The sequence below is a fragment of the Prevotella histicola genome (assembly GCF_055385135.1).
The window spans coordinates 1,635,381-1,659,128 of record NZ_AP043793.1; the positions used below are offsets into that span (position 1 = coordinate 1,635,381).

16 protein-coding genes are annotated in these 23,748 nt (G+C 42.1%); 10 read left to right on the forward strand and 6 right to left on the reverse strand.

Annotated features, from left to right (window positions below; all coding sequences use genetic code 11):
- Positions 1 to 374: 374 nt before the first annotated feature.
- Both ACZ48L_RS06600 and ACZ48L_RS06605 read right to left on the reverse strand, forming a co-directional pair.
- Entirely contained in the window at positions 375 to 1,301 is a 927-nt protein-coding gene (locus ACZ48L_RS06600) for an IS982 family transposase (protein ID WP_006045714.1), read from the reverse strand.
- 775 nt (positions 1,302 to 2,076) lie between these two features.
- Complete coding sequence (locus ACZ48L_RS06605; protein ID WP_025791513.1) at positions 2,077 to 2,712, reverse strand: DUF4294 domain-containing protein; 636 nt, start codon at positions 2,710 to 2,712, stop codon at positions 2,077 to 2,079.
- 311 nt (positions 2,713 to 3,023) lie between these two features.
- Between ACZ48L_RS06605 and ACZ48L_RS06610 the strand changes: the two genes are divergently transcribed.
- From ACZ48L_RS06610 to ACZ48L_RS06655, 10 genes are all read left to right on the forward strand, one after another.
- Entirely contained in the window at positions 3,024 to 4,346 is a 1,323-nt protein-coding gene (locus ACZ48L_RS06610; protein ID WP_008823529.1) for an anaerobic C4-dicarboxylate transporter family protein, read from the forward strand.
- An 88-nt stretch (positions 4,347 to 4,434) separates the two neighbouring features.
- Positions 4,435 to 5,490, forward strand: coding sequence for an L-asparaginase 2 (gene ansB / locus ACZ48L_RS06615; RefSeq protein ID WP_025791512.1), 1,056 nt, complete (start codon positions 4,435 to 4,437; stop codon positions 5,488 to 5,490).
- Between the two features lie 137 nt (positions 5,491 to 5,627).
- On the forward strand, positions 5,628 to 6,836 hold the full coding sequence (locus tag ACZ48L_RS06620; protein WP_025791511.1) for a porin: 1,209 nt from the start codon (positions 5,628 to 5,630) through the stop codon (positions 6,834 to 6,836).
- Between the two features lie 52 nt (positions 6,837 to 6,888).
- Positions 6,889 to 8,301: an aspartate ammonia-lyase gene (gene aspA, locus ACZ48L_RS06625; protein WP_008823532.1), complete on the forward strand. Its 1,413-nt coding sequence runs from the start codon at positions 6,889 to 6,891 to the stop codon at positions 8,299 to 8,301.
- Between the two features lie 635 nt (positions 8,302 to 8,936).
- On the forward strand, positions 8,937 to 9,110 hold the full coding sequence (locus ACZ48L_RS06630; RefSeq protein ID WP_199897294.1) for a hypothetical protein: 174 nt from the start codon (positions 8,937 to 8,939) through the stop codon (positions 9,108 to 9,110).
- Between the two features lie 81 nt (positions 9,111 to 9,191).
- Positions 9,192 to 11,609 (forward strand): hypothetical protein, encoded by a 2,418-nt coding sequence (locus ACZ48L_RS06635; protein ID WP_025791509.1) that lies wholly within the window; start codon positions 9,192 to 9,194, stop codon positions 11,607 to 11,609.
- A gap of 134 nt (positions 11,610 to 11,743) precedes the next feature.
- Positions 11,744 to 12,709 (forward strand): acyltransferase family protein, encoded by a 966-nt coding sequence (locus ACZ48L_RS06640; protein WP_025791508.1) that lies wholly within the window; start codon positions 11,744 to 11,746, stop codon positions 12,707 to 12,709.
- Positions 12,710 to 13,260: 551 nt separating this feature from the next.
- A complete protein-coding gene (locus tag ACZ48L_RS06645) occupies positions 13,261 to 16,233 on the forward strand; it encodes a SusC/RagA family TonB-linked outer membrane protein (protein WP_373274224.1) in 2,973 nt (990 codons plus the stop codon).
- Between the two features lie 20 nt (positions 16,234 to 16,253).
- On the forward strand, positions 16,254 to 17,975 hold the full coding sequence (locus ACZ48L_RS06650; RefSeq protein WP_025791504.1) for a RagB/SusD family nutrient uptake outer membrane protein: 1,722 nt from the start codon (positions 16,254 to 16,256) through the stop codon (positions 17,973 to 17,975).
- A gap of 241 nt (positions 17,976 to 18,216) precedes the next feature.
- Positions 18,217 to 19,962 (forward strand): alpha-amylase family glycosyl hydrolase, encoded by a 1,746-nt coding sequence (locus ACZ48L_RS06655; protein ID WP_025791503.1) that lies wholly within the window; start codon positions 18,217 to 18,219, stop codon positions 19,960 to 19,962.
- Positions 19,963 to 20,068: 106 nt separating this feature from the next.
- Here the strand turns inward: ACZ48L_RS06655 and ACZ48L_RS06660 are convergent, their stop codons facing one another.
- From ACZ48L_RS06660 to ACZ48L_RS06675, 4 genes are all read right to left on the reverse strand, one after another.
- Positions 20,069 to 20,665: a hypothetical protein gene (locus tag ACZ48L_RS06660; protein WP_025791502.1), complete on the reverse strand. Its 597-nt coding sequence runs from the start codon at positions 20,663 to 20,665 to the stop codon at positions 20,069 to 20,071.
- Positions 20,666 to 21,067: 402 nt separating this feature from the next.
- Positions 21,068 to 22,945, reverse strand: coding sequence for a heavy metal translocating P-type ATPase (locus ACZ48L_RS06665; protein WP_025791500.1), 1,878 nt, complete (start codon positions 22,943 to 22,945; stop codon positions 21,068 to 21,070).
- Positions 22,946 to 23,047: 102 nt separating this feature from the next.
- The gene (locus tag ACZ48L_RS06670; protein WP_025791498.1) at positions 23,048 to 23,410 is read right to left on the reverse strand and encodes a helix-turn-helix domain-containing protein; all 363 of its coding nucleotides are present in this window, start codon (positions 23,408 to 23,410) and stop codon (positions 23,048 to 23,050) included.
- Between the two features lie 21 nt (positions 23,411 to 23,431).
- Positions 23,432 to 23,734 (reverse strand): type II toxin-antitoxin system HigB family toxin, encoded by a 303-nt coding sequence (locus ACZ48L_RS06675; RefSeq protein WP_025791497.1) that lies wholly within the window; start codon positions 23,732 to 23,734, stop codon positions 23,432 to 23,434.
- Between the last annotated feature and the right edge of the window lie 14 nt (positions 23,735 to 23,748).

The window sequence follows — 23,748 nt, forward strand, 5'->3', positions numbered from 1 at the left end:
GGTCAGAGGCTATCAACTCATGGCTTGTCTCGACCAAAGTCCCCAAGAGATTGTTCTCTACTTTCTATATTTTATTTAGCCAAGAGACGACTCTTAATAACCCTAAAAAGGTTTAAAACTACTTTCCTGTCATGTTTAACACTTCGTATAAGCTGCTTAATATCAAAATGTTGTAGAAGAATATAGAGTGAAGGCAGTGACAGTAACTTTCGTTATAGCTTCCCTGTTGCTGACAGATTCATCAAAGTTTATCTCTAAGAAGACAGCACATTCCCTATCAAATATCCAACTGAAGATCTCTTGATAGGATAGTCTATTCGTGTGGGAAAATATGTTTACAGTTTCTGAAAGTTATACTTGAGTTCGGGATAAGTTTAGTATGAAAAAAGTTCCAACTGCCTTGATTTTTCCACATACACTGGCAGTGCCTCTGGCTTGTTCTCAAAGAAGCAGTATGCTGTAAGGGCAGAACACAAGTTCATGATAAAGTTGTGTATCGAGCGGTGTCTTGAGTGAACAAGGTTGGCTTTGTTCTTGAGTAGTTCGTTAATGCACTCGATAATGTATCTTTTCCTCAGCATAATCTTGTCCCACATAGGCATCAGTTTGTTCTTCATCTTAGCCTTGAGCCCATGAACGAGTTGGATACCTTGACTGAACAGACTATCAAAGAGTTCCTGCTTGATGTACCCTCTATCAGCAAAGATCTTCCCAAATAAGACCTTTGCAAATACCGTCCATACCCTGCTATCTCTGTCATCCACATTTGCTCCTGTAAGACAGAACGTTATCACTTCACCAGAATCATTGCATAGCAGGTGCAGCTTGAATCCATGACACCAGCCCATGGTACCCTTTCCGTCCTTGGCGAGGCCGGCAAAGACTTTGTTGTAATATCGTCGTACATTGTGACATACGGGTATCATTGTGCTGTCAACGAATGTTATACCCGTACACTTGCCGAAGGCATAGAGCTTCATGAACAGCATCATCTTAAAGAACACTCTTGGCATGAGTTCAACGAAGCGGTTATAGGAAACCGCGTCGGGAAAATCCTGACGCATCACCCCTTTGACCCAATTCAAATAATACTCCTTGAAATTGCGATATGCGCCGAAATGATAGCATACCAAAATGGTCATAATCTCACTTTCCGAGAGTCTGCCCTTGCGGTTTCGGTAGCGTTTGCCGTCACTGTTATGGGACGGTAGACGCAGGTTTTTCGCTAATTCGGCACTCAAATTCTTATCAAACTCGTCGATTATACAGAAAATTTCAGTAACTTTGTCCTTGGTAATCATCGTTCAAAAATCTTGTAATCTATTGATTTTCACCTATAAAGATACGAATTTTTGACGAGATTACCAACTTTTTCAAGCCTTTTCTTATCCCGAACTCGCGTAAAGTTATGTTCTTGCGAAATGAGTCAATATGCTGAAAAATAGGCTTTGTATCGTTTTGATTACCAATAAGTTATCAAAGGGCTTTTAAAAGGGCGTCTTTTGCACTTCAAAAGGACACCTTTTACACATCAAAAGATGCCCTTTTACATTGCAAAAGGGCGTCTTTTACAATGCAAAAGAGCATGTATTGCTTTGCCTAGTGTTATTTATTTTTACAATTTATGGTATCCTTTAGTTGGATGAGTAGGCGTTTGCAATAAGTGCAATGTGTATGTATTGCAATGCAGTCGGCGACAATTCCTGTAAAAGATGGATAGGGATAGGTATCAAAGATACTCTTAGAAAATGTGTATGTCATGTTTTTATTCACGTAGAAACGATATAGGAATGAGTGGGTAGGGGTGCTTCTCAAGGGCGATGAAACCGCGACATAAAACTGAAATCTGCCTGAACTTGAGAATGAAAGGTTTGATAAGCTCAACGTCAAAGGCTTTCAGCATAACGAAGAAGTCCCGAGTTGATAGAGAGAAATGTCTTTTTCTCGATCAATTCGGGACTTTTTTATATGTGAAGAGTAATATAAAGAGCAGCTGAATGACCTCTTTTGTTGATTTAATATTCTAATAAAAATATCAGTTTCTTCCTCTTATATATTATGAAAGCTTGTAGAAAGCTATAACTGACCAGCTTCTACTTGAAGCACAATACGCTCAACAAGGCGGTCAGCTCCTTGTGGATCATAATTCTTTCGCAAACTACTGCCGAATGTCCAAGCAATAGCTTGATAGAAACCTGCACGCACTGGGCCTAAGAAAGCCTTGACAAGATCGTAGGAAGTAGAGTTACATTCACGGTCAACCAGCTTGATGAGCAGCTTACCCTGTGTGAAAGTAAGTTTCTTCATACGTGGTTTATACGTGTTCCATATGTCTTTCTCCACCCGCTTCATGTGTTCTGCACGTTCCTTTTTTGAAGGAATCGTCTCCAAGTATGCACCCGTCTCAAGGATAATCTGATGACATTCCTTGGCGATAGGCAGTACTTTCTTGATGTTATATACCAATCGGTAATAAGCAATCTCCTGTGATTTGTTCTTGAAATCTAAAGGAGGGAAAACGTAAACGTTGCTGGTTTTGACATACTGAATACTGTCATTGCCCACCTTCGTCTTACCAATGTGAACCATTGGAACGAATGTTGGCGAGTTCATGTCAACCACACGATCCTCGGGATTGATATGATCTTGTGCCATTGTGCTTACTGAAATAAGTAGCAAGGCAATCACTATAGAACATATTTTTTTGTCCATAATCAATCGCAAAAGTAACGATTATTTCCGAAGTGTGATTCGTTTTTGACGAATAATTTGCCTTTTTCAGTTGTAATTACGTGTCTATACAATGATTTCTTCTTACAAGTGGAGTGCAGATAATGTATGTGTTGCAGCTGACAAAGTGTAAGTTAGGGTTGATTTTTTCCTTAAATATTCCTCAGCAAGCTGACTTTGTGCCATTAAAGATTGTTAATGAGTGTTGTTTTGTTAAGTTTATATAATGCTGCTATCAGTATTTTTTCTTATTTTTGTCAAATCAACCTCGGACGAAAATACATAAAACATATATGATAACAGGCTTGGTTATAATTCAGTTGCTAATAGTTCTGGCACTCATCTTTATTGGTGCACGTGTTGGAGGTATTGGTCTTGGTATCTATGGAATGATAGGCGTATTCATTCTTGTGTATGGTTTTGGTTTGGCTCCAGGCTCAGCACCTATTGATGTGATGATGATTATTGTCGCTGTTATTACAGCAGCGTCAGCTCTTCAAGCCTCTGGTGGATTGGAATATCTGGTGGGTGTTGCAGCAAAGTTCCTGCAAAAGCATCCTGATCACATTACTTATTTCGGCCCTATAACCTGCTGGCTCTTCTGTGTTGTAGCAGGTACAGCCCACACTTCTTACTCTTTGATGCCGATTATTGCCGAAATAGCACAGACGAATAAGATTCGTCCTGAACGCCCATTGAGCCTTAGTGTGATAGCAGCTTCACTGGGAATCACGTGTAGTCCGGTAAGTGCTGCTACTGCAGCCCTTATCAGTCAGGATCTACTTGGCGCTAAGGGCATCGAGTTAGGTACAGTTTTGATGATCTGTATACCGACAGCGTTTATCTCAATCCTTGTTGCTGCCTTCGTGGAGAACCATATTGGGAAGGAACTTGAGGATGATCCAGAGTATAAACGGCGTGTGGCTGCGGGGCTTATCAATCCAGAGGCAGCGTGTGAAGAGGTCCAAAAGGCTGAAAACGAGCACGACCCGTCTGCCAAACATGCAGTATGGGCTTTCCTCTTTGGCGTAGCTTTGGTTATTCTCTTTGGCTTCTTGCCTCAACTTCGACCTGAGGGTGTGTCGATGAGTCAGACTATTGAGATGATAATGATGTCCGATGCCGCTTTGATTCTGCTCGTTGGTAAGGGTAAAGTGGGAGATGCTGTCAATGGAAACATATTCAAAGCAGGAATGAATGCTGTCGTTGCCATCTTCGGTATAGCATGGATGGGTAATACTTTCTATGTTGGTAATGAGAAGATTCTTGATGCAGCACTGTCTTCAATGATCTCTTCTACACCTATTCTCTTCGCTGTTGCCCTCTTCTTATTGAGCATCATGCTCTTCTCACAGGCTGCTACAGTAACTACACTCTATCCTGTTGGCATCGCTTTGGGTATCAATCCGCTTTTACTCATTGCTATGTTCCCAGCTTGTAATGGCTATTTCTTCCTTCCAAACTATCCGACGGAGGTGGCAGCCATTGATTTTGACCGTACAGGAACGACACGTGTTGGTAAGTATGTCATCAATCATAGTTTCCAGATACCTGGTTTCATCACCACTATAGTGTCTATTTTGCTGGGAGTATTGATGGTTCAATTCTTCCGTTGAAATCACTGTTTTACGGTACTACATGGGGCTTCAAAGCCTTAGGTCAATGATAAAATAGGAAATGTTTAACTTATAAATACGAATTCTTATGAGAATCCTTAAAATCACATTTGTGACAGTTTTGGCATTGGTTATGTCTACTGTCGTATACGCACAGAAGCCAAAGATTCGCATTATTGCCACAGGTGGAACCATTGCGGGCGTCTCTGCATCAGCTACAAGTTCTGCTTATGGGGCAGGACAGGTAGGCGTTCAGACCCTCATTGATGCTGTTCCACAGATTAAGGACATTGCTGACGTGTCAGGCGAACAGCTTGTTAACATTGGAAGTCAGGACATGAATGATGAAGTTTGGCTGAAATTGGCTAAGCGTATCAATGATCTTCTGAACAAAGAGGGCTATGATGGCGTTCTTATTACGCATGGAACGGATACTATGGAAGAGACAGCTTATTTCCTTTCTCTTACTGTTCATACGGATAAACCAGTAGTGATGGTAGGTTCAATGCGCCCTTCTACAGCCATTAGTGCCGATGGTCCAGCTAACCTTTATAATGGTATCTGTACCTTAGTAGACCCTTCTTCAAAGGGACATGGCGTAATGGTTTGTATGAACAATGAGCTTTTTGAGGCTAAGTCAGTCATCAAAACCCATACAACTGACGTCTCTACCTTCAAAGGAGGGCTCTATGGTGAGATGGGATATGTGTACAATGGTAAGCCATACTTCCTCCATAAGCCAGTTGCTAAGCAAGGTCTTACCTCTGAATTCAATGTTGATAACCTCACAAGTCTGCCAAAAGTTGGCATTGTTTATGGTTATGCAAACTGTTCTCCACTGCCAATCCAGGCTTTCGTAAATGCTAAGTTTGATGGAATTGTCCTCGCTGGAGTAGGTGATGGTAACTTCTATAAGGACGTGTTCGACGTTGCTTTGAAGGCACAGAACAGTGGTATACAGATTGTTCGGTCAAGTCGTGTACCCTTTGGTCCTACTAATCTCAACGGTGAAGTGGATGATGCGAAGTATCATTTTGTAGCATCTTTGAACCTCAACCCACAGAAAGCGCGTGTTCTTCTCATGCTTGCTTTGACAAAAACCAAGGACTGGCAGAAGATACAACAGTACTTCAACGAGTACTAAACTTAAGGTGTTAACGGGTAGGGATGGGTGTCGGAAGGCGTCTGTCCCCACTGTATACACCTCAACAAACCTTTTTATGGCATTTAAAATGGTAGTACTTACCATATTTATTAATAATAACTGAAAACCAAACTAATATGAAAAAGACTCTACTACTAACCAGTTTCCTGGCTCTCTCATTAGGAGTCTCAGCACAGGACAACCATGGCTATGGAGCCAATGACGCCAAATTCAAGTCTCTTGCAGAGGAAGTTGCAAAGCTACAGAAGCACAATGACATGTTCAATGTCTACTTTAACTATGCTGCAAGTGCACAAGTTCAGTCGGATGCAGACCACAAATGGAGTACAAACTTTGAGAATAAACAGCTTCGTTTGGAGATTAAAGGTAACCTGACAGATAAGCTTTACTATCGTTTCCGTCACCGTCTTAATAAGTCAAATGCAGCTAAGAGTGGAGACAACTTTGCTAAAGCGACGGATATTATGATGGTAGGTTATAAGTTCTCAGATAAGTTTAAGCTCGAAGGTGGTAAGATGTGCCAGACCTGGGGAGGCTTTGAGTTTGATGAAAACCCTATGTATATCTATGAATTCTCCGATATGGTAGGAACCATGGATAACTATATGGCAGGTGTGGCAGCTACTATTAAGCCTGTACCAACACAGGAATTTGTCTTTGAAGTGACAAACTCTCATAACGAGAAGTTCGGTGAAGTATATGGTAATGGCTCGGTAGCTGTTGAGGGGAATGCGACAAGTTCCCGTCCTTTGGAGGCTTCACGCAATCCGCTAACCTATATTGTTAACTGGAATGGTAGCTTCTTTGGCAATAAATTACAGACCCGTTGGTCATGGGGATTACAAGGAGAAGCACGTCATAAGTACAGTCGTTTGCTCTTCCTTGGTCAGCAGTTGAACCTTTCAAAGCTACAGATTTATTTCGATTATATGGGTGAATTTGATGGCCTCGATCGGTTAGGTATTGTGTCAAATGAGCTTTCTGGACTCGTCTCAGCTCCTTCTTTAGCTAACGTATGGATGAGTGATGTGCATTACAACTCATTCGTTACGAAGCTCAACTGGCAGTTTGCACCACAATGGAACCTTATGTTGAAGGGTATGTATGAGACTGCCAGCGCCACAAAGGTTGAGCAATTCAAGAACTATCGTGAGAGTTATGGCTACGTAGGGAGCGTTGAATACTATCCTGTTAAGAGCCAGGATCTCCGTGTTTTCCTTGCTTATATAGGTCGAAAGGTTAGTTATACAGCTAAGAGCGGACTTGATAAGTACAATACAAACCGTATCGAGTTGGGTATCAAGTATAGAATAAAGGCGTATTAATGATCCTGAAATAAGATAATAACAAATACACACAATCATTAAATTTAAAGTTATGGAAGAAAAGAAATTCCGTGTAGAGAGTGATCTCTTAGGTGAGTTGAAAGTGCCAGAGGAGGCATATTACGGTGTACAAACGCAACGTGCGATTAACAATTATCACATCTCACGCAAGCGAATGTGCGACTATCCTGATTATGTTATCGCTGTTGCTTATGTTAAGTTGGCTGCTGTTGAGACTAATCATGCCCTTGGTCAGATTGATGACAAGATAGCTGACGCCATTGCACAGGCTTGTCGCGAGATTATTGGAGGTAAGTTACACGAGAACTTTGTTACTGATATGGTACAAGGTGGTGCTGGTACATCTGTTAATATGAATGCCAATGAGGTTATTGCTAACCGTGCTTTGGAGATACTTGGCCATAAGAAAGGTGAATATCAGTACTGTTATCCTAATGACCACGTGAACTGTGGACAGTCAACCAACGATGTTTACCCAACAACAATACGCCTTGCTCTTATCCGTATGAACAGGAATCTTATTGTTTCTTTGAGTGCATTGATTGCTGCTTTCCGCAAGAAAGGTGAGGAGTTCAAGCATGTTATCAAGATGGGACGTACCCAGTTGCAGGATGCAGTGCCAATGACAAGTGGTCAGGAGTTCAATGCTTTTGCCAATACGTTGGAAGAAGAGATTGCAAACCTCAACCGTAATGCTGCTCTTTTACACGAGATCAATATGGGTGGAACAGCCATTGGAACTGGTTTGAATGCAGCTCCGGGCTTCCCAAAGGTATGTGCTGAGAGACTTACTGAGCTTACTGGTATGGAATTCGTTGCTGGAGCCGACCTCGTTGAGGCTACTCCTGACACGGGTGCATACGTTAGTTACTCAAGTGCTTTGAAGCGTTTGGCTGTTAAACTGTCTAAGATTTGTAACGACTTGCGCCTCTTGGCTTCTGGTCCTCGTTGTGGTTTGAATGAAATCAACCTTCCTCCAATGGCTCCAGGGTCAAGTATCATGCCGGGTAAGGTGAACCCTGTCATCCCAGAGGTAACCAATCAGACCTGCTTTAAGGTTATTGGTAACGACACAACTGTTATGATTGCTGCCGAAGCAGGTCAGCTTCAGTTGAACGTTATGGAGCCAATCATCACAGAATGTCTTATTGAAGACCTCACATGGTTGCCTAATGCTATGGACACTCTGCGTGAGAAGTGTATCGATGGCATCACTGTTAACAAGGAGCGTTGCCTTGAAATGGTGAAACATTCAATTGGTATTGTGACAGCTTTGAACCCATATATTGGTTATAAGAACAGTACCAAGATTGCCAAAGAGGCTCTTGAGACTGGTGGTTCTGTATATGATCTCGTGCTTGAGAAGAAGATTTTGACGAAGGAAAAGCTTGATGCTATCCTGAATCCAGAGCACATGCTCGACTCAACTGATATGGTTAAGTAATACTGAAAAGTATTCTTCATGATAAGGGACACCGCTTCGGTGTCCCTTTTTTTAGGCATGTAATATCCCCGAAAGGCGTATATACCGCCTCAAAAAAGCAGAGATTCCGTGGTAGAATATTACTTTACAAATTAAAATAGCCAATAACATGAAATGCAACTCTAAACCGATTATTTTTGGATTTGTAACGTTCAGATAATCAAGAGTTTACAAATCGTGTTGTAAAAGACGCCCTTTTACATTGCAAAAGGGCGTCTTTTACACATCAAAAGGGCACCTTTTACCATGCAAAAGGGCATCTTTTACATTGCAAAAGAGCACCTTTTATTTTGCAGTTATGAATAGTCTTTACAATAAAGGTGCGTATATGGGTAATTCTCTATTAGTCAGGCTGCTACTATTGGTGCGTTATTCACCTTCCAACCTCTCTCTTCTGCCTCTGCTACCATATGTTTAAAAAAGATTAAATAGTGTATTTGATGATTTGAGGTTTGCATTATTATATATAAATTTGCAACGGTTCACAGAATTGCGGGCGATATAAATTAACCTCAAAAAGCCACTTAATTTGCCCAGAGAACCAATGAAACGAACTAAAGAAACGAAATTTTTATACCTAAACTTATTATTTGATTATGATTAGAACAGAGTATGTTAAGCCCATGGCAGAGGTCATAAGCCTCTACACCGATGAGCTTTTGGAGGGTGGTTTCCACGCAAGGAGTGGTATCAATGGGCACTTAGATCCAGGAAATGACGAACCAGACCCTGAAGATAATACGGCAGGAATAGACGATCAAGACCCTTAACGAACCAATTTTACTAAGATTTTATAACCAAAGAGGAGCTCATTTTCTCTTTTAAAAAGACTTTCTTACAACTTTTTCTTTATGAAACAATTATTCTATTCATGCCTTGCAATATGTGCATTACTATTTGCAAGCTGTGCAGATAAGGACATTGTAGACAACATAAATGGTGAAGACAACCAGCCAGGTATTACTGTTTCGATGGCAATGGAAGGCAATATGCAAGCCGACAAACCCGCTCTTACAAGTAGAGCAGACCCTCCAAACAACGCCATTGGATACGAAACAGACGACAACACTGGCTTTCCTACTCCCGTAGGTATATACAATAAGGGTACAAACGAGGGCACAGAGCTTGCCAACGGTACCAAAGTGCCAGTGCTATTGATATTTAAAAGCACCGACACAACACAGCCTGTAACAAAGGTTATTACCAAATGGACCTACGCAAAAGGGGGAAATTTAACGCTCGAACCAACCGAAACGTTCGAGATGAAGGCGGGTACCGACCTTAGTAAAGGTACATGGTTTGTGTGCGGAATACTGGGTGGAGAGCCTCTTCCTGGTGCTAATCAGGTGAAATTTAATGGTTTTGTGGAAGGACATGTGGCACGAGATGTTGCCGGAAACAAGGTTAAATGGGGCGCAAACATACCGTACGTGTTCAGCTGGCGTAAGTTAGAAACCAATCAAGCCAATAAAACTATTAAGGCAAAAGACCCTGTTCGCTTTAAGCAGTTCGGAACAATTGTTCGACTAAAGGTTACTAACAAAACCGGATTTGGCTTTAAATACAATGGCGTTCGCATAATAACAAGCAACATTTTGTGCGGTCAGTTCGACTTAAAAGTATTTGATGAGGTTCCAACAACCGACTTAATTGACACGAAAGATACCAATATTGCATCGGCAACATCTACCTCTTTCCAAGATGCTTTCAAGGCTTTTAAGTTCTATCAACGCCCATTAACCGACAATGCAATGATAGGATCAGATGGTCTTATTGCCAAAAAACACTTCCGTATTAAGGGCGAATACATTGCAAACTATGCTGAAGAGAAGGCTAATAATGCTAAGGCTGATAACGATTTAAGTAAGAAATTCAATACAGCACTTACTTATTACGACCACACTTTCCTAAAAGATGCAACGGGAAACAACTTCGATAATGTTCCAAATAATAGCGAAGCACCCAGCTACATATATGTTTGGATGGCTCCACAAACACAAGCTGTGAAGCTGTATAGTGATAATATGGAATCTGCAACAAGCACTAATTACACCGTAAACCGTGTTGCTAAAACACAGTTCCTACTGATGGCTGTGCCTACAGAGACCAGTTCGGCTACTAAAGTTGTGCCTTCGTCCATTAATATGATACCTGCTTACGGTTCGTTAAAACCTTATACATCGGGTGCTAACTATCCGGCAAGGGGCAGTGTGGTATACAAATTCCCACCATTAAGCTACATTGCAAAGCACGATAACTTTGGTACTGATGCCGAATTGTCGGTTGATAACGATTATAATGTGGCTAATACAAAACGCTATACTTACCAAGAATATGCTGCAAACACAGAAAAGATAACCGACAAACTGGCTTCTATACCGTCTGGATATATGTTTGCTGGCAACGAATACTGGCGTAGCATCATTGCACAATACTATGGTTTTGCAGGCTTCCGTAATGCTGGTGCAACCTATAAGTATTCTGTCGGTATTGTTTCTCCTGCTAAATTACCGGGTTGGAGCACCACTAAACTCGTGTTCCATTCCTATTCTAAGGGTGTGAAAGATAGCAACGGCAAACTTATTGCCTATATGATTGGTATGTCGAAAAAGCCCGATTACATTACCAATAGCGGAGAAGGACAGCTTTATATGGGGCATGTAACAGCTTCTCCAACACGAGTTAGCGCAGGACTTGACGGCAATCCAACATGGATAGACAATAATAACTATCGCTATACCATACGCTACGAAGATGTAAACGGGGCAGCTGTGCTCACCCAACGCTACCTTGGTCCACGCTTTGTACTAGATATGGACGACATAGATACGGAGGATTTCTGGGCTGATCCAAGTAATGGTACCACCTATCCAACCGATACTAAGCGCATATTTCCATACGCAGGAGTGAATAGTGCTGCAGAAGCTGGTAACCAAACGTTCTGGTATTACGACACATCAACCTTAGGAAAGTGTACACAATATTGGACTCCTGACAATACAACAACCACTGGAAGATATACTCCACAGAACTCTGATGGTACGGGAGCAATGCTCGGATTGGGTGGCGTTCGACCTAAACAGGCGGTTGCTTTCATGGGTTCGCAGGGCGGAAATGAGACTTGTGGTTTCTTCCAACACTATCTTTACATAAACGTTCCTACGACTGGTAATGTAGCACAAGGCGCAAAAGATGATCCAAGATTTAAACTTAACTTCATTATGAGTGCCCCTGTACGTCTTTGGAGGACCTCTCCTTACGATAATTAGTACACAAACAGAAAGGCTAATATTATTTTCTCTATAAAAATTCATGCATCTGTAATGCCTGTAAAAGGGTGTTGCAGATGCTTTTTTTACGTCAGTTCTTTGTCATATGACGCCATTTTCCTATCTTTGCAAGCATGAGAATACCAATAACATTGGGTGATAAGCGGATTGAAGAACTTGATTTCCTCAAGTGTGTTTTCATCATTCTGATGATAGCCTTCCACCTTATATATATAGGCAACACCTATCCTGTAGCCAAACAATTGGTTTATACCTTCCACATGCCAGGCTTTCTCTTAGTGTCAGGTTATCTTTTTAATGTTCGGAAGTCGTGGAGTAGGGTGGGACATACGCTGCTTTGGATTCTGATACCTTATGCTGTGATGGAGATAGGTTACACTGTGATGGCATCACTGTTGCCTATTCGTGAGCACATTGACCATCTCTCTGTAGGGCTATTACTGAACAAGATCTTCTTACATCCTATCGGTCCGTACTGGTATCTGCACACATTGATACTCTGCGGGGCAAGCTATTATATCTGTTTCTGCGTCCCTCGGTTACCTTGGCAAGGGAAAGCAGCTTTGTTGGCAGTGCTCCTTGGGGTACTTTCCTTGGGTTGTGGACTCCTTTCATGGGCTAATGCCGCTTACTTCTTTGTGGGTGTTCTCATTCGTCAAAGCGTGGTCGACTTCCGTAAAGCCTTCCCTGCTCGGTGGTGGGTTATCATTCCTTTGGTGGCATTATGCCTGGATAATAGCCATTATGATCGTGCTTCCTTTGCAGGAGCAAGCATCGTATACCTCGTTATCAGTCTGCTGATGTGGCTTTTTCACTTTCCTTTTTATTCCCCGTTACGCCGTCTTTTGCTTTTCATTGGGCGTAACACACTTCCTCTGTTGCTCTTTTCACCTCTTTTCACCATGCTTGCTAAGAGTTATCAGGCATTTCTTCTGCAACTTGATTCTACGGGAATGCTTTTCCTCGTCATCAGTGTTTCGCTTGCCGTTGCAGGCTCTTTTGCTATCACTTGGCTGATGGATAGACTGCATCTCTCGCCATTCTTCTTCGGGAAAGATCAGCAACTGACTAATTTCTGATGCACATACCAATGTCCATTGGTGATTTATAAGAAAGAGAAAGAGCAATATCTTAGGTTAAGTTAGGTGTTTTCTTTAGGCAGAAATCTTGATTTATACCTTATTCTAAACGATAAAAAACAATGTTTTTGTACTCCTAATTAACTGGTCTTACATGTTTTTGTTCGTCTGTTTTCTTTGTTATTTTGTCATAAAATCAATTGATAAGCGACATTTTTCACAAAAATATTCTATAGTAAAAACTATATGTAACATGCTGTGATATAGTTTTTTATGCGTTATAGTTGATGAAGTACGTTTTAAAAAATCAACATAATGTTTGGAGATATTAAAAAAATAAAATACCTTTGACCCCAATAAGAATCTAAAGCCTATAACAATCGTAACGATGTTATGCCTTAACGAACAAGAAAAAACCGAAGACAGAACTATCACTTACGAACCATGACAGGGCCATTGATAGAAGCCATAGAGAACAAAGAATAATAATAAGAACCTAAATATATAACTAATTTAAAAAGATCTAATCCCTCATGAGCAGGAAATCGTTTATGAAGAAGACCGTGGCGATAGCCATTGGTTTGATGTGTTCAATGAGTTCTTTTGCCCAATCAACGGTGCAAGGAAACGTGAAGGATGCGTCGGGTGAACCATTGATTGGGGCGACCATCCAAGTGAAAGGTGAACAAGGTGGTACCGTAACGGACCTTGATGGTAATTACAAACTTACGAATGTGAAGCCTGGTGCTACACTTGTGTTCTCTTACATTGGCTATAGCAACAAGGAAGTTGTCGTAGGTAATCAATCAAACATTAATGTTAGTCTCAGTCAAGACAACAAACAATTGGATGAAGTTGTTGTCGTTGGTTATGCCGTTGGTACTAAACGTACGGTCTCAGGTGCGGTTGAACGCGTGGGAAAGGAAGGCATGAACAAGGGAGTTGTTACCAGTGCAGCAGATGCTTTGAAGGGTAAAGTGACTGGTGTAGTCATCAGTCAGAATGGTGGTGACCCTATGGGAGCAACGAATATCCGCGTTCGTGGTACCTCATCTCTCTCTGGTGGTAATGATCCTTTGGTGATTATTGACGGCGTTTTTAGTGACATGACAATGTTCAATGCCCTTCAGCCAAATGATATTGAGAGCATGACAATCCTGAAAGATGCGTCAGAGACGGCTCAGTATGGTTCACGTGGTGCAGCCGGAGTTATTGTTGTGACAACTACAAAAGGTAAGAATGGTTTCGCTAACATCTCTTATAATGGTACTGTTGGTGTGAACAGCGTATTCAAAAATCTGAAGATGTTGGGTGCAGATGCCTATCGTAAGACTGCTACCAACATGGGTATAGCCTTTACTGACCTTGGTGGTAACACCAATTGGTTTGACGAAATAGAACGCTCTGCTGGTCTTACGCAAAGCCATAATGTTGCTTTCTCATCTGGTAACGACCATGGTAACTATCGTGCAAGCCTTGGTTTCATACAGCGTCAGGGTGCTTTGAAGAACTCTGATATGAAGAATTACACCGTAAAACTTGATGCTACACAGTACGCTTTCAACAAAAAACTGAAGTTGGAGCTTGGTGTTCTTGGTAGTGAAAGAGACGGTAAGATGCAGTATGACCCACAGAAGATGTTCTATTCTGCAGCTGCTTACAATCCAACTTACCCAACATATAAGAACGTAACGACTGGTGAATGGGACGAAGACAAGCTGGCTAATGAGATTTATAACCCACTTGGACAGCTTGAAGTGAAGGATCGCTTTGACGTAGGGTCGCTGAATGCACATGGAAAGGCTACATGGACTATTGCTGATGGACTCTTCTTGAGTGCCTTTGGTAGTTATACCCGATTGAATCTGGACCACAAACGTTACGTTCCTAACGACATCCAGCAGGGTCGTATCAATGGTAATGGATGGGCATATATCCATAATATGAAGCGTACAGACATCATGGGCAACCTCCAACTAACCTATACAAAGGACTTTGGAGAGCATCATATCGATGCTTTAGCCTTGATGGAAGGCCAGCGTTATAAGACTTTCTGGAATTCAGGACAGTCCTTTAAGTTCGATACAAACTACTTCGGTTATAACAATATGAAGTCTGGAGCGAATGTTTCTTGGGGAGATGTTGAATCAGAAGCATCTGAATATACCTTGAGTTCATACATGGCTCGCTTGAATTATATGTATGGTAACCGCTATATAGCTACGGTTAACCTCCGTACAGATGGTTCTTCAAAGTTGGGTCAAGGCCATAAATGGGGTTGGTTCCCATCAGCTTCTGTTGCATGGGTAGTATCTCAAGAAGCGTTTATGAAGAACATTCGCTGGATTGATAACCTGAAAGTGCGCCTCGGTTATGGTGTTACTGGTAATCAGGATGTCATCGCTCCTTATAATTCTTTGGCTCTTTATGCACCTAATGGAGTGACACTTGTCAATGGTTCCAACACTACTACCTATGCTATTCAGAGTAATGACAACCCTGATTTGAAGTGGGAAGTAAAGCATACCTTCGATGTTGGTGTTGATTTCTCTGCTTTCCAGAGCCGTTTGAATGTTACTTTGGACTGGTACACTTCAAAGACAAAGGATCTTCTTTATACTTATACTGTTCCTGTTCCACCATTTACTTACAACACTTTGTTGGCTAATATGGGACAGATGACCAACTCTGGTTTTGAGATTGGTGTACGTGGTGATATCATTCGTACAAAGGATTTCACCTTCAACTCAGGTCTTAACCTCAGTTTTCAGCAGAATAAGCTGAACACTTTGAGTGGTACTTACAAGGGACAGGCGCTGACAACGAGTGAACATATTGCTGTTGCAAATATCAATGCGGCTGGTTTAACGCAAAATACGGGCGTTACTTATCTTATCGAAGGTCAGCCAATAGGTGTCTTTTATCTGCCTCATTGCGAAGGGATTAATGCTAATGGACAGTATATAATTACAGATTTGGATAAGAATGGTACAATTGATACGGGTGATTCTGGCGACCGTTACGTATGTGGACAGGCTATTCCTAAGGCTTATTTAGGCTGGGATTTCACCTTTAAATATAAGAATTGGGACCTTGCAATGCAGTTTAATGGTGCCTTTGGACATAAGATCTACAACGGTACTGGCATGACTTACAGCAACATGAACAACTTCCCAACCTATAATGTATTGGCAGATGCACCAGAAAAGGGTATCAAGGATATCCAAATCTCTGATTACTGGTTGGAGAAAGGTGACTATGTGAACTTCGAGTATATCACACTTGGGTATACATTTAACAAGAAACAACTCAAGGCTGATTGGATTCAGAGTATTCATCTTGGGCTTGCAGTCAACAATGTATGTACTATTACAGGATACAAAGGCTTGACTCCAATGATCAATTCTGCTTCACTTGTTCGCGTTGATGAGGGTCGTACGACTTACGGAACACTTGGTGTTGATGACAAACGACTGTTCCCACTGACACGTACCTTCTCTTTTAATGTTGCAGTTAATTTCTAATTATCAAAAGGAAAACAGTTATGAAGAAATATATTTTTAGTGTAGTATTCCTTTCCACAGCACTCCTTACAAGCTGTTCGTTGGATGAAACACCACAAAGTAAGTTTAAAGAAAGTGAAGCTTTTGCCAACTCTACACTTACCTATGTGAACTCTGTTGCTAAGGTTTATTCGGAGATTGGTGATGGAATATATGGTGGTACGGATGCGATCCACTGTCTGCAGGAGTTTACTTCAGATGAAGCTATCCTTCCAGGAAGGCAGGGTGACTGGGTAGATGGTGGTAAATGGCAGAACTTCTTCCTGCATAATTTCGCATCATCTGTGGATACTTACAATAACAACTGGAAGAATATCTATAAGATTATCGGGCAGTGTAATGGGTCAATAGACCAGTTGACACCACTGCTTACTGACCATCCAGACTATAAAGCATACGTGTCTGAGTTGCGTGCATTGCGTGCTATCTACTATTATTATGCTATGGACTTGTTTGGACAGGTACCTGTTGTAACCTCTTCCACACAGAGTATCAAGGATGTTAAGCAGAGTAACCGCTCAGAAGTGTTTGACTTTGTAGTGAAAGAACTCACGGAAGTGTTGCCAGAACTTGCTCCTGATCAGAGTCAGAAGACTGGTAAATACTATGGACGTATCACCCAACCTATAGCTTACATGTGTCTTGCAAAGTGTGCTTTGAATGCTCCTGTCTATAAAACGGATGCAACAGCCATTGATAGCTATAAGGCTTTCGTTGGTGATGATAAGTCAAAAGCCTGCAAAGCGAGCGAAACTCTTGGCGCAAATGTTACTGCAATGGGTAAAAATATCATGATGACTGTTGACGGAACATCACGTAATTGCTGGGAAACAGTTAAGTATTGCGTTGACAAGATCGCTGGTTTAGGTTATTCACTATCTCCTAATTATGCAGATAACTTCGTTACTCAGAACCAGAACTCCAACGAAAACATCTTTGTTCGGCCCAATGACGACAAGACTTATAAGATTACTGACTACAATCTTATCCGCTCTGTACACTATAATCATGCCAGTGCAGCTGGCTTCAATGGGTGGAATGGTGCATGTGGTACGGTTCAAGCCATGAAGGTTATGGGTTATAAGGAGAGCGATGAAGACCCACGTCTGCGTCTGAACTACTGGGTTGAGCAGGAATACACCCAGCAGACTGGTAAGATTGTTGATGATGGAGTAGGTGGTCCACTTACTTATAAGCCATTGGCAGTAAAGGTTGACTTCGATAATAATGCTGATAAGCATGACGTTAAGTGTGCTGGTGCACGTTTTAAGAAGTATGAATACGATCCAACAGCAGCCGCACAGGGACAGTATAACAATGACCTTGTTATCTGGCGTTACGGTGATGCCGTGTTGATGAAGGCTGAAGCAGAGTATCGATTAGGTAATACTGCAGACGCCCTAACACTTGTCAATCAGATTCGTAGTCGTGCACATGCAACTGCACGTACGTCACTTACCCTCAATGATATCCTCAATGAGCGTATGATAGAGCTGGCTTGGGAAGGCGTTCGTAGACAAGATCAGATTCGTTTCTGCACCTTTACACAGCCAACAGCTGACCGTTATCCTAATGTTTGGCATAATGCTTCAGCTGGTGATTACAATGATGATACTCAAGGTTATACCTGTGTTTACCCTATTCCTTACGAAGTGTTGAACCTAAATAGGAATCTTCATCAGAATCCAGGTTACACTAAGTAGGTAGTTTACTCTCTGATTTTTTTGGTCGGAATGCCTTATGCATTCCGACTTTTTTTATGTTTATGAGCCTTGTATGGGCGTGTGTTCTCTTCAAAGATATTCCTTGTTACTGTCTTCTTTTCAGATTATAATATGTACTTTTGCAGTAAAGAATATTACTAACGTGAGTATATATGGTATCTATTGTACCTATAACCAGAGGGAAGTGCGTCTTTCTTATGGGAATTAAAAACTTAAAACGATGAAAAAACAACTTCTAACTATGGCACTTGCATGTGCTATGACGATGTCAGCATCAGCTCAGATGGGGACTAATCCGAAGTGGCTTGGTGATGCAATCTTCTATCAGATTTATCCATCTTCCTATATGGATACAGATGGAAATGGTATAGGTGACCTGCCTGGTATCACCCAAAAGCTTGATTATATCAAGTCACTTGGCGTCAATGCGATATGGTTGAACCCTGTCTTTGAGTCTGGTTGGTTTGATGGTGGCTATGATGTGATAGACTTTTATAAGATAGATCCACGCTTTGGAACCAATACTGACATGGTGAACCTTGTCAAAGAAGCACACAAAAGGGGCATAAAGGTATGTCTCGACTTGGTTGCTGGCCATACAAGTACAAAGTGTCCATGGTTCAAGGAGAGTGCCAATGGTGATAGGAACAGTCGTTATTCAGATTATTTTATTTGGACGGACAGCATCTCAGAAGGGGACAAGAAGGAGATTGCCGAACGTCATAAAGAAGCCAATCCAGCCTCAAGTACCCGTGGACGTTACGTAGAGATGAATGCAAAGCGTGGTAAATATTATGAGAAGAACTTCTTTGAATGTCAGCCAGCACTAAACTATGGCTTTGCAAAGCCCGACCCTAACCAGCCTTGGGAGCAACCTGTGACAGCTCCAGGACCACAGGCAGTACGTCGGGAGATGCGCAATATCATGGCTTTCTGGTTTGATAAAGGTGTAGATGGCTTCCGTGTAGACATGGCATCATCCCTTGTTAAGAATGACTGGGGTAAGAAAGAGGTGTCAAAGCTATGGAATGAGATGCGTGAATGGAAGGATGAGAACTATCCAGAGTGCGTGTTAATCTCTGAATGGAGCGATCCTGCAGTGGCTATTCCAGCAGGTTTTAATATTGACTTCATGATTCATTTCGGGATAAAAGGTTATCCTTCACTCTTCTTCGACCGTAATACACCGTGGGGTAAGCCATGGCCAGGACAGGATATATCAAAGGATTACAAGTTCTGTTACTTCGATAAGGCTGGTAAAGGTGAGGTAAAGGAGTTCGTTGATAACTTCTCTGAAGTCTATAATGCTACGAAGGATCTTGGTTATATAGCTATTCCGTCTGCCAATCATGACTATCAGCGTCCGAATATCGGTACACGTAACACCCCCGATCAGCTGAAAGTGGCTATGACTTTCTTCCTGACAATGCCAGGAGTACCATTCATTTATTATGGAGATGAGATCGGTATGAAGTATCAGATGGACCTGCCAAGCAAGGAAGGAAGTAACGAACGTGCCGGTACCCGTACGCCAATGCAATGGACATCAGGTCCTACTGCTGGCTTCTCTACCTGTAATCCGTCTCAGCTTTACTTCCCTGTAGATACTGAAAAGGGTAAGTTGACTGTTGAGGCACAACAGAATGACCCACATTCTCTGCTGAACTACACCCGTGAACTCACCCGTTTACGTCATTCACAACCTGCTTTGCGCGGTAATGGCGACTGGACTTTGGTGAGCAAAGAGTCCCAACCTTATCCTATGGTGTACAAACGTACGTCAGGAGGTGAGACCGTTGTTGTCGCAATCAACCCCAGTGACAAGAAAGTATCTGCCAATATTGTGCATCTTGGTAAAGCAAAGTCATTGATAATGACGGGTAAGGCAAGTTACAAAACTGGTAAGACGGAAGATGCTGTTGAACTCAATGGAATCTCAGCAGCAGTATTTAAGATAGCTGAATAAGGACCGACTACCCATAAAAAGGAAAAGGACGCACGAGTAAGTGCGTCCTTTTTCTATGTCTGTATCAGAACTTCTTAGTCTTGAACCATGTTCTTTTCCGTGCTCACTACTTGGTGTCCTGATGTTTTTTCAATGTGTTCTGCTTGATACTGTCAGCTCTAAGTTCCATCTGTGTCTCCCTATAGGCTTTTAATATCGGGTCCTCCTTTTCTCCTATCTTATCCATTTTCTTGAACACTTCACGCAGTTGTGCGACGTGTCTCTTATCCCTCCGATAACGTTTATCGAGCATTACGCCTAAGTCGAAACCTCCAAGAACTGCGCGTGGGCGCTTCTCCAGGATGTCACGTTTCGGCATTTTCTCTAATAAGGCACGCCCATCAACCATCTGTTTCCCCACGACAACCACCTCGTCAAGATAGTGTTCAGCAGGGAAAAGGAAGACAGTGTCACGAAGAACCTCCTCACGCAAGAGTTTCTCAGGGGCATAACCCTTCTTCTTGAAGCTTGCTGTCTGGAACGAATCAGGCAACTGAATGAGTCCTTCCCAAGTAGTCATCCCCACTCGTTTGCCGTCTGCCATGACCAGCACATCCCGTATTGGAAAGTGGGATGCACCGTCGCACACCAATACTTGCTGGGCATGTAAAGGCGCGAATTGTAGCATCAGCCACAGGAAAGATATAGCAATACGTACGTTCATAGTGAGCTGTTCTTTGCGACAAATTTACATAAAACTTTCCTTATACTCTTCCTTCTGTTTCTTTTTTTATGTTGTTTGAATAGCGTTCTAATATTGTTTAAGATAGTATTGCTCATGCTTCACACTGCAGATACTCTGCTTTTGTATCTCTTTTGTATGTGTTTTATGTTTGTGAAGTGCGTGCTTTAGAATGGTTTTCTATGCTTCTTATTTAATTACCTAAGCGTGATAAAGTATTATCTAAGTTTGATAAAGTATTATCTAAGCGTGATAATTAATTATCTAAGCGTGATAATAGGAAATAGTACGGGTAAAACAAAAACAAATCCTATAGGAAACGGAAGCGAATCCTATAGGAATTGATGATGAAACGTGTATAAAATTGATTGCGAAATCAGTGTTCTATCTTGCACGCATAGCATTAAGTACAGCGAGAACCATCACGCCGACATCGGCAAAGACAGCCCATCCCATGTTTGCAAAGCCAACGGTTGCGAGGAGTAGGACCGCCACTTTGATGCCGATAGCAAACCAAGCATTCTCTTTTGCAATGAAGATTGTACGGCGAGAAAGACGGATGGCAAGGGCAATCTTCGATGGTTTGTCGTCCATCAGTACTACGTCAGCAGCTTCAATGGCAGCATCACTGCCCAAAGCACCCATTGCTATGCCTACGTCAGCACGTGCTAATACGGGAGCATCGTTGATACCATCGCCGACAAAAGCCAGAGATGTACCGGTCTGCTTATCCTTTAATAGTCGTTCTACGTGGCTTACCTTATCAGCAGGGAGTAGTTCGGCATGATATTCCGTGACGCCCGTTTGCTCAGCAACTTGTCGTGCTGCCTCATCCCGATCACCAGTAAGCATGACGGTTCTTTGTACCCCCAGACGCTTCAACTGTTCGATGGCTTTACGTGCATCATCCTTCAGTTGGTCGGCAATGAGTATGTGTCCAGCGTATTGTCCGTCGATAGCTACATGCACTGTAGTACCCGTATGGTGTACACAAAGCTTACATGCATGAGGCTTGATGCCGAGTGTTGCCATCATTTTGTCGTTCCCCACACTGACAGTCTTCCCATTGATAACAGCCGTGATACCCTGTCCTGCAATCTCCTTGGTGTCAGTTACCACGCAACTGTCAGCCTCATTGGGATACGCATTGCGTAAGGCGACGGCGATAGGGTGCGTAGAGAAGCGTTCCACATGGGCTGCCAAATGGAGCAGTTCCTTCTCGTCAATCGTTTCAGGGTGCACCGCTTCCACTTCAAAAGAGCCATGTGTGAGTGTTCCAGTCTTGTCGAATACCACCGTAGAGAGCTTTGCCAGTGCATCCATGTGGTTACCTCCTTTGATGAGAATACCCTTGTGAGATGCTCCACCGATACCTGCAAAGAAGGTCAATGGGATAGAAATGACCAGTGCACAAGGACAACTTACAACCAGGAAGGTTAGTGCCCGATAGAGCCAAGTGCTGAAGGCTGTGGCATAATTGTCGTAAAAGAAAGGAGGGATGATGGCTAAGGCAAGTGCTGCTATTACCACAATAGGAGTATAAACACGGGCAAAACGCCGTATGAGTGACTCACTCTTCGACTTGTTTTCACTTGCATTCTCAACAAGTTGTATAATCTTTGATGCGGTAGAGTCGTTGAAAGCCTTTGTTACTTTCACCTTTAATGCACCCGATTGGTTCACACATCCCGATATGACATCGTCTCCCTTGGCTACATCGCGTGGTATACTCTCCCCTGTAAGGGCAACGGTGTTAAGGCTCGAAGCACCTTCCAGCACTGTTCCGTCAAGTGGAATCTTCTCTCCAGGTTTGATGATGACAGTCTCTCCAACGCTTACTTCTTCAGGATTGACCTCCTTTACCTCCCCGTTTCGTTCCACATAAGCTACGTCAGGACGTATATCCATCAGCTCAGAGATAGAGTCGCGTGCCTTGTCTTCCGCATAATCTTCGAAGAGTTCACCCACTTGGAAGAACAACATCACGAAGACCGCTTCTGGGAACTGCGTCTCTGCACCTGGTAGGAAACCTATCAGGAGAGCTCCAATGGTAGCCAATGCCATCAGGAAATCCTCATCAAAAGGATCTCCCTCCATGATCCCTTCTACAGCTTCACCTAACACATCATAACCGATAAGTAGGTAAGGGACGAGATAAACAAGCAGGATCTGCCATGTAGCCAGTCCTGCATAACGCTCCACAAGCCATGCTCCTACCAGGAGAATAGCTGCGAGAATGATTCTTAAAAGTTTCTTATTCATAATTCAAATACCTGTTACTGCTTAATATTCTGCAGCAAAGGTAAGGATAATGTTTTGCAACTGGGTTGCAAAGTGTGTTGTAGTTAGGTTCTTTCTGTTGTGTTATAACCCCAAGATAGCCTCAGGCATGATTCCTAATATATGGCAAATTTTTCCTGCAAGACTAAGTCCAGGTTCACTTTTCCCGCTTACATAATCGTTAACTCGGCTTGGACTAACACCCAATTCTTTTGCTAATTGCTTCTGTGTTATCTTCTTTTCTTTCAGACTATATCGTATGAGTTCTGCAGGAGAAGGCTTTTCTATAGGGTAATATTCCTTCTCATATTCTTCTACTATGTCACTCATAAGTTCTAACTCTATGCAGTTTGGATTATCTCTTGGCGTAGAGTCGTTAACCAAAGGGAGTAGATCTTCTATCCTTTGAAGTGCAAATTCATATTGTGTCTTAGTAATTTCCGTCATTGATATATCCTTTTTAATAGTTTATATGGTTGTTATATCTTTAATTTTATCGTATTGTTTATGTGTCCCGACAAACCGTATGTAAATACGTTGGATAGTGAATTGCACAACAACTACTAAACGATATTTGTTTCCATGGATGTTAAATACATATCTTTGGTTACCTACCATGTCGGTATCTCCATAGTCTTGACGAATGTCTCCAAGCGAATGCCAGGTGCGATGACAGGCTATATCATACCACCGTTCTAATGGAACTTTGGCATCATTGTGTTCTCTTTGCTCATAAAAGAGCTTTAATTTTTTATGTGAAATGATTCTCATTCTGCTGCAAATAT

Excerpts from the sequence above, each read along its gene's own strand:
- ACZ48L_RS06660 (WP_025791502.1), bottom strand. The coding sequence starts at position 20,665 with ATGAACGTACGTATTGCTATATCTTTCCTGTGGCTGATGCTACAATTC.
- ACZ48L_RS06630 (WP_199897294.1), top strand. The coding sequence starts at position 8,937 with ATGATTAGAACAGAGTATGTTAAGCCCATGGCAGAGGTCATAAGCCTC.
- ACZ48L_RS06640 (WP_025791508.1), top strand. The coding sequence starts at position 11,744 with ATGAGAATACCAATAACATTGGGTGATAAGCGGATTGAAGAACTTGAT.
- ACZ48L_RS06610 (WP_008823529.1), top strand. The coding sequence starts at position 3,024 with ATGATAACAGGCTTGGTTATAATTCAGTTGCTAATAGTTCTGGCACTC.
- ACZ48L_RS06665 (WP_025791500.1), bottom strand. The coding sequence starts at position 22,945 with ATGAATAAGAAACTTTTAAGAATCATTCTCGCAGCTATTCTCCTGGTA.
- ACZ48L_RS06600 (WP_006045714.1), bottom strand. The coding sequence starts at position 1,301 with ATGATTACCAAGGACAAAGTTACTGAAATTTTCTGTATAATCGACGAG.
- ansB (WP_025791512.1), top strand. The coding sequence starts at position 4,435 with ATGAGAATCCTTAAAATCACATTTGTGACAGTTTTGGCATTGGTTATG.
- ACZ48L_RS06675 (WP_025791497.1), bottom strand. The coding sequence starts at position 23,734 with ATGAGAATCATTTCACATAAAAAATTAAAGCTCTTTTATGAGCAAAGA.
- ACZ48L_RS06645 (WP_373274224.1), top strand. The coding sequence starts at position 13,261 with ATGAAGAAGACCGTGGCGATAGCCATTGGTTTGATGTGTTCAATGAGT.
- ACZ48L_RS06655 (WP_025791503.1), top strand. The coding sequence starts at position 18,217 with ATGAAAAAACAACTTCTAACTATGGCACTTGCATGTGCTATGACGATG.
- ACZ48L_RS06635 (WP_025791509.1), top strand. The coding sequence starts at position 9,192 with ATGAAACAATTATTCTATTCATGCCTTGCAATATGTGCATTACTATTT.
- aspA (WP_008823532.1), top strand. The coding sequence starts at position 6,889 with ATGGAAGAAAAGAAATTCCGTGTAGAGAGTGATCTCTTAGGTGAGTTG.
- ACZ48L_RS06670 (WP_025791498.1), bottom strand. The coding sequence starts at position 23,410 with ATGACGGAAATTACTAAGACACAATATGAATTTGCACTTCAAAGGATA.
- ACZ48L_RS06650 (WP_025791504.1), top strand. The coding sequence starts at position 16,254 with ATGAAGAAATATATTTTTAGTGTAGTATTCCTTTCCACAGCACTCCTT.
- ACZ48L_RS06620 (WP_025791511.1), top strand. The coding sequence starts at position 5,628 with ATGAAAAAGACTCTACTACTAACCAGTTTCCTGGCTCTCTCATTAGGA.
- ACZ48L_RS06605 (WP_025791513.1), bottom strand. The coding sequence starts at position 2,712 with ATGGACAAAAAAATATGTTCTATAGTGATTGCCTTGCTACTTATTTCA.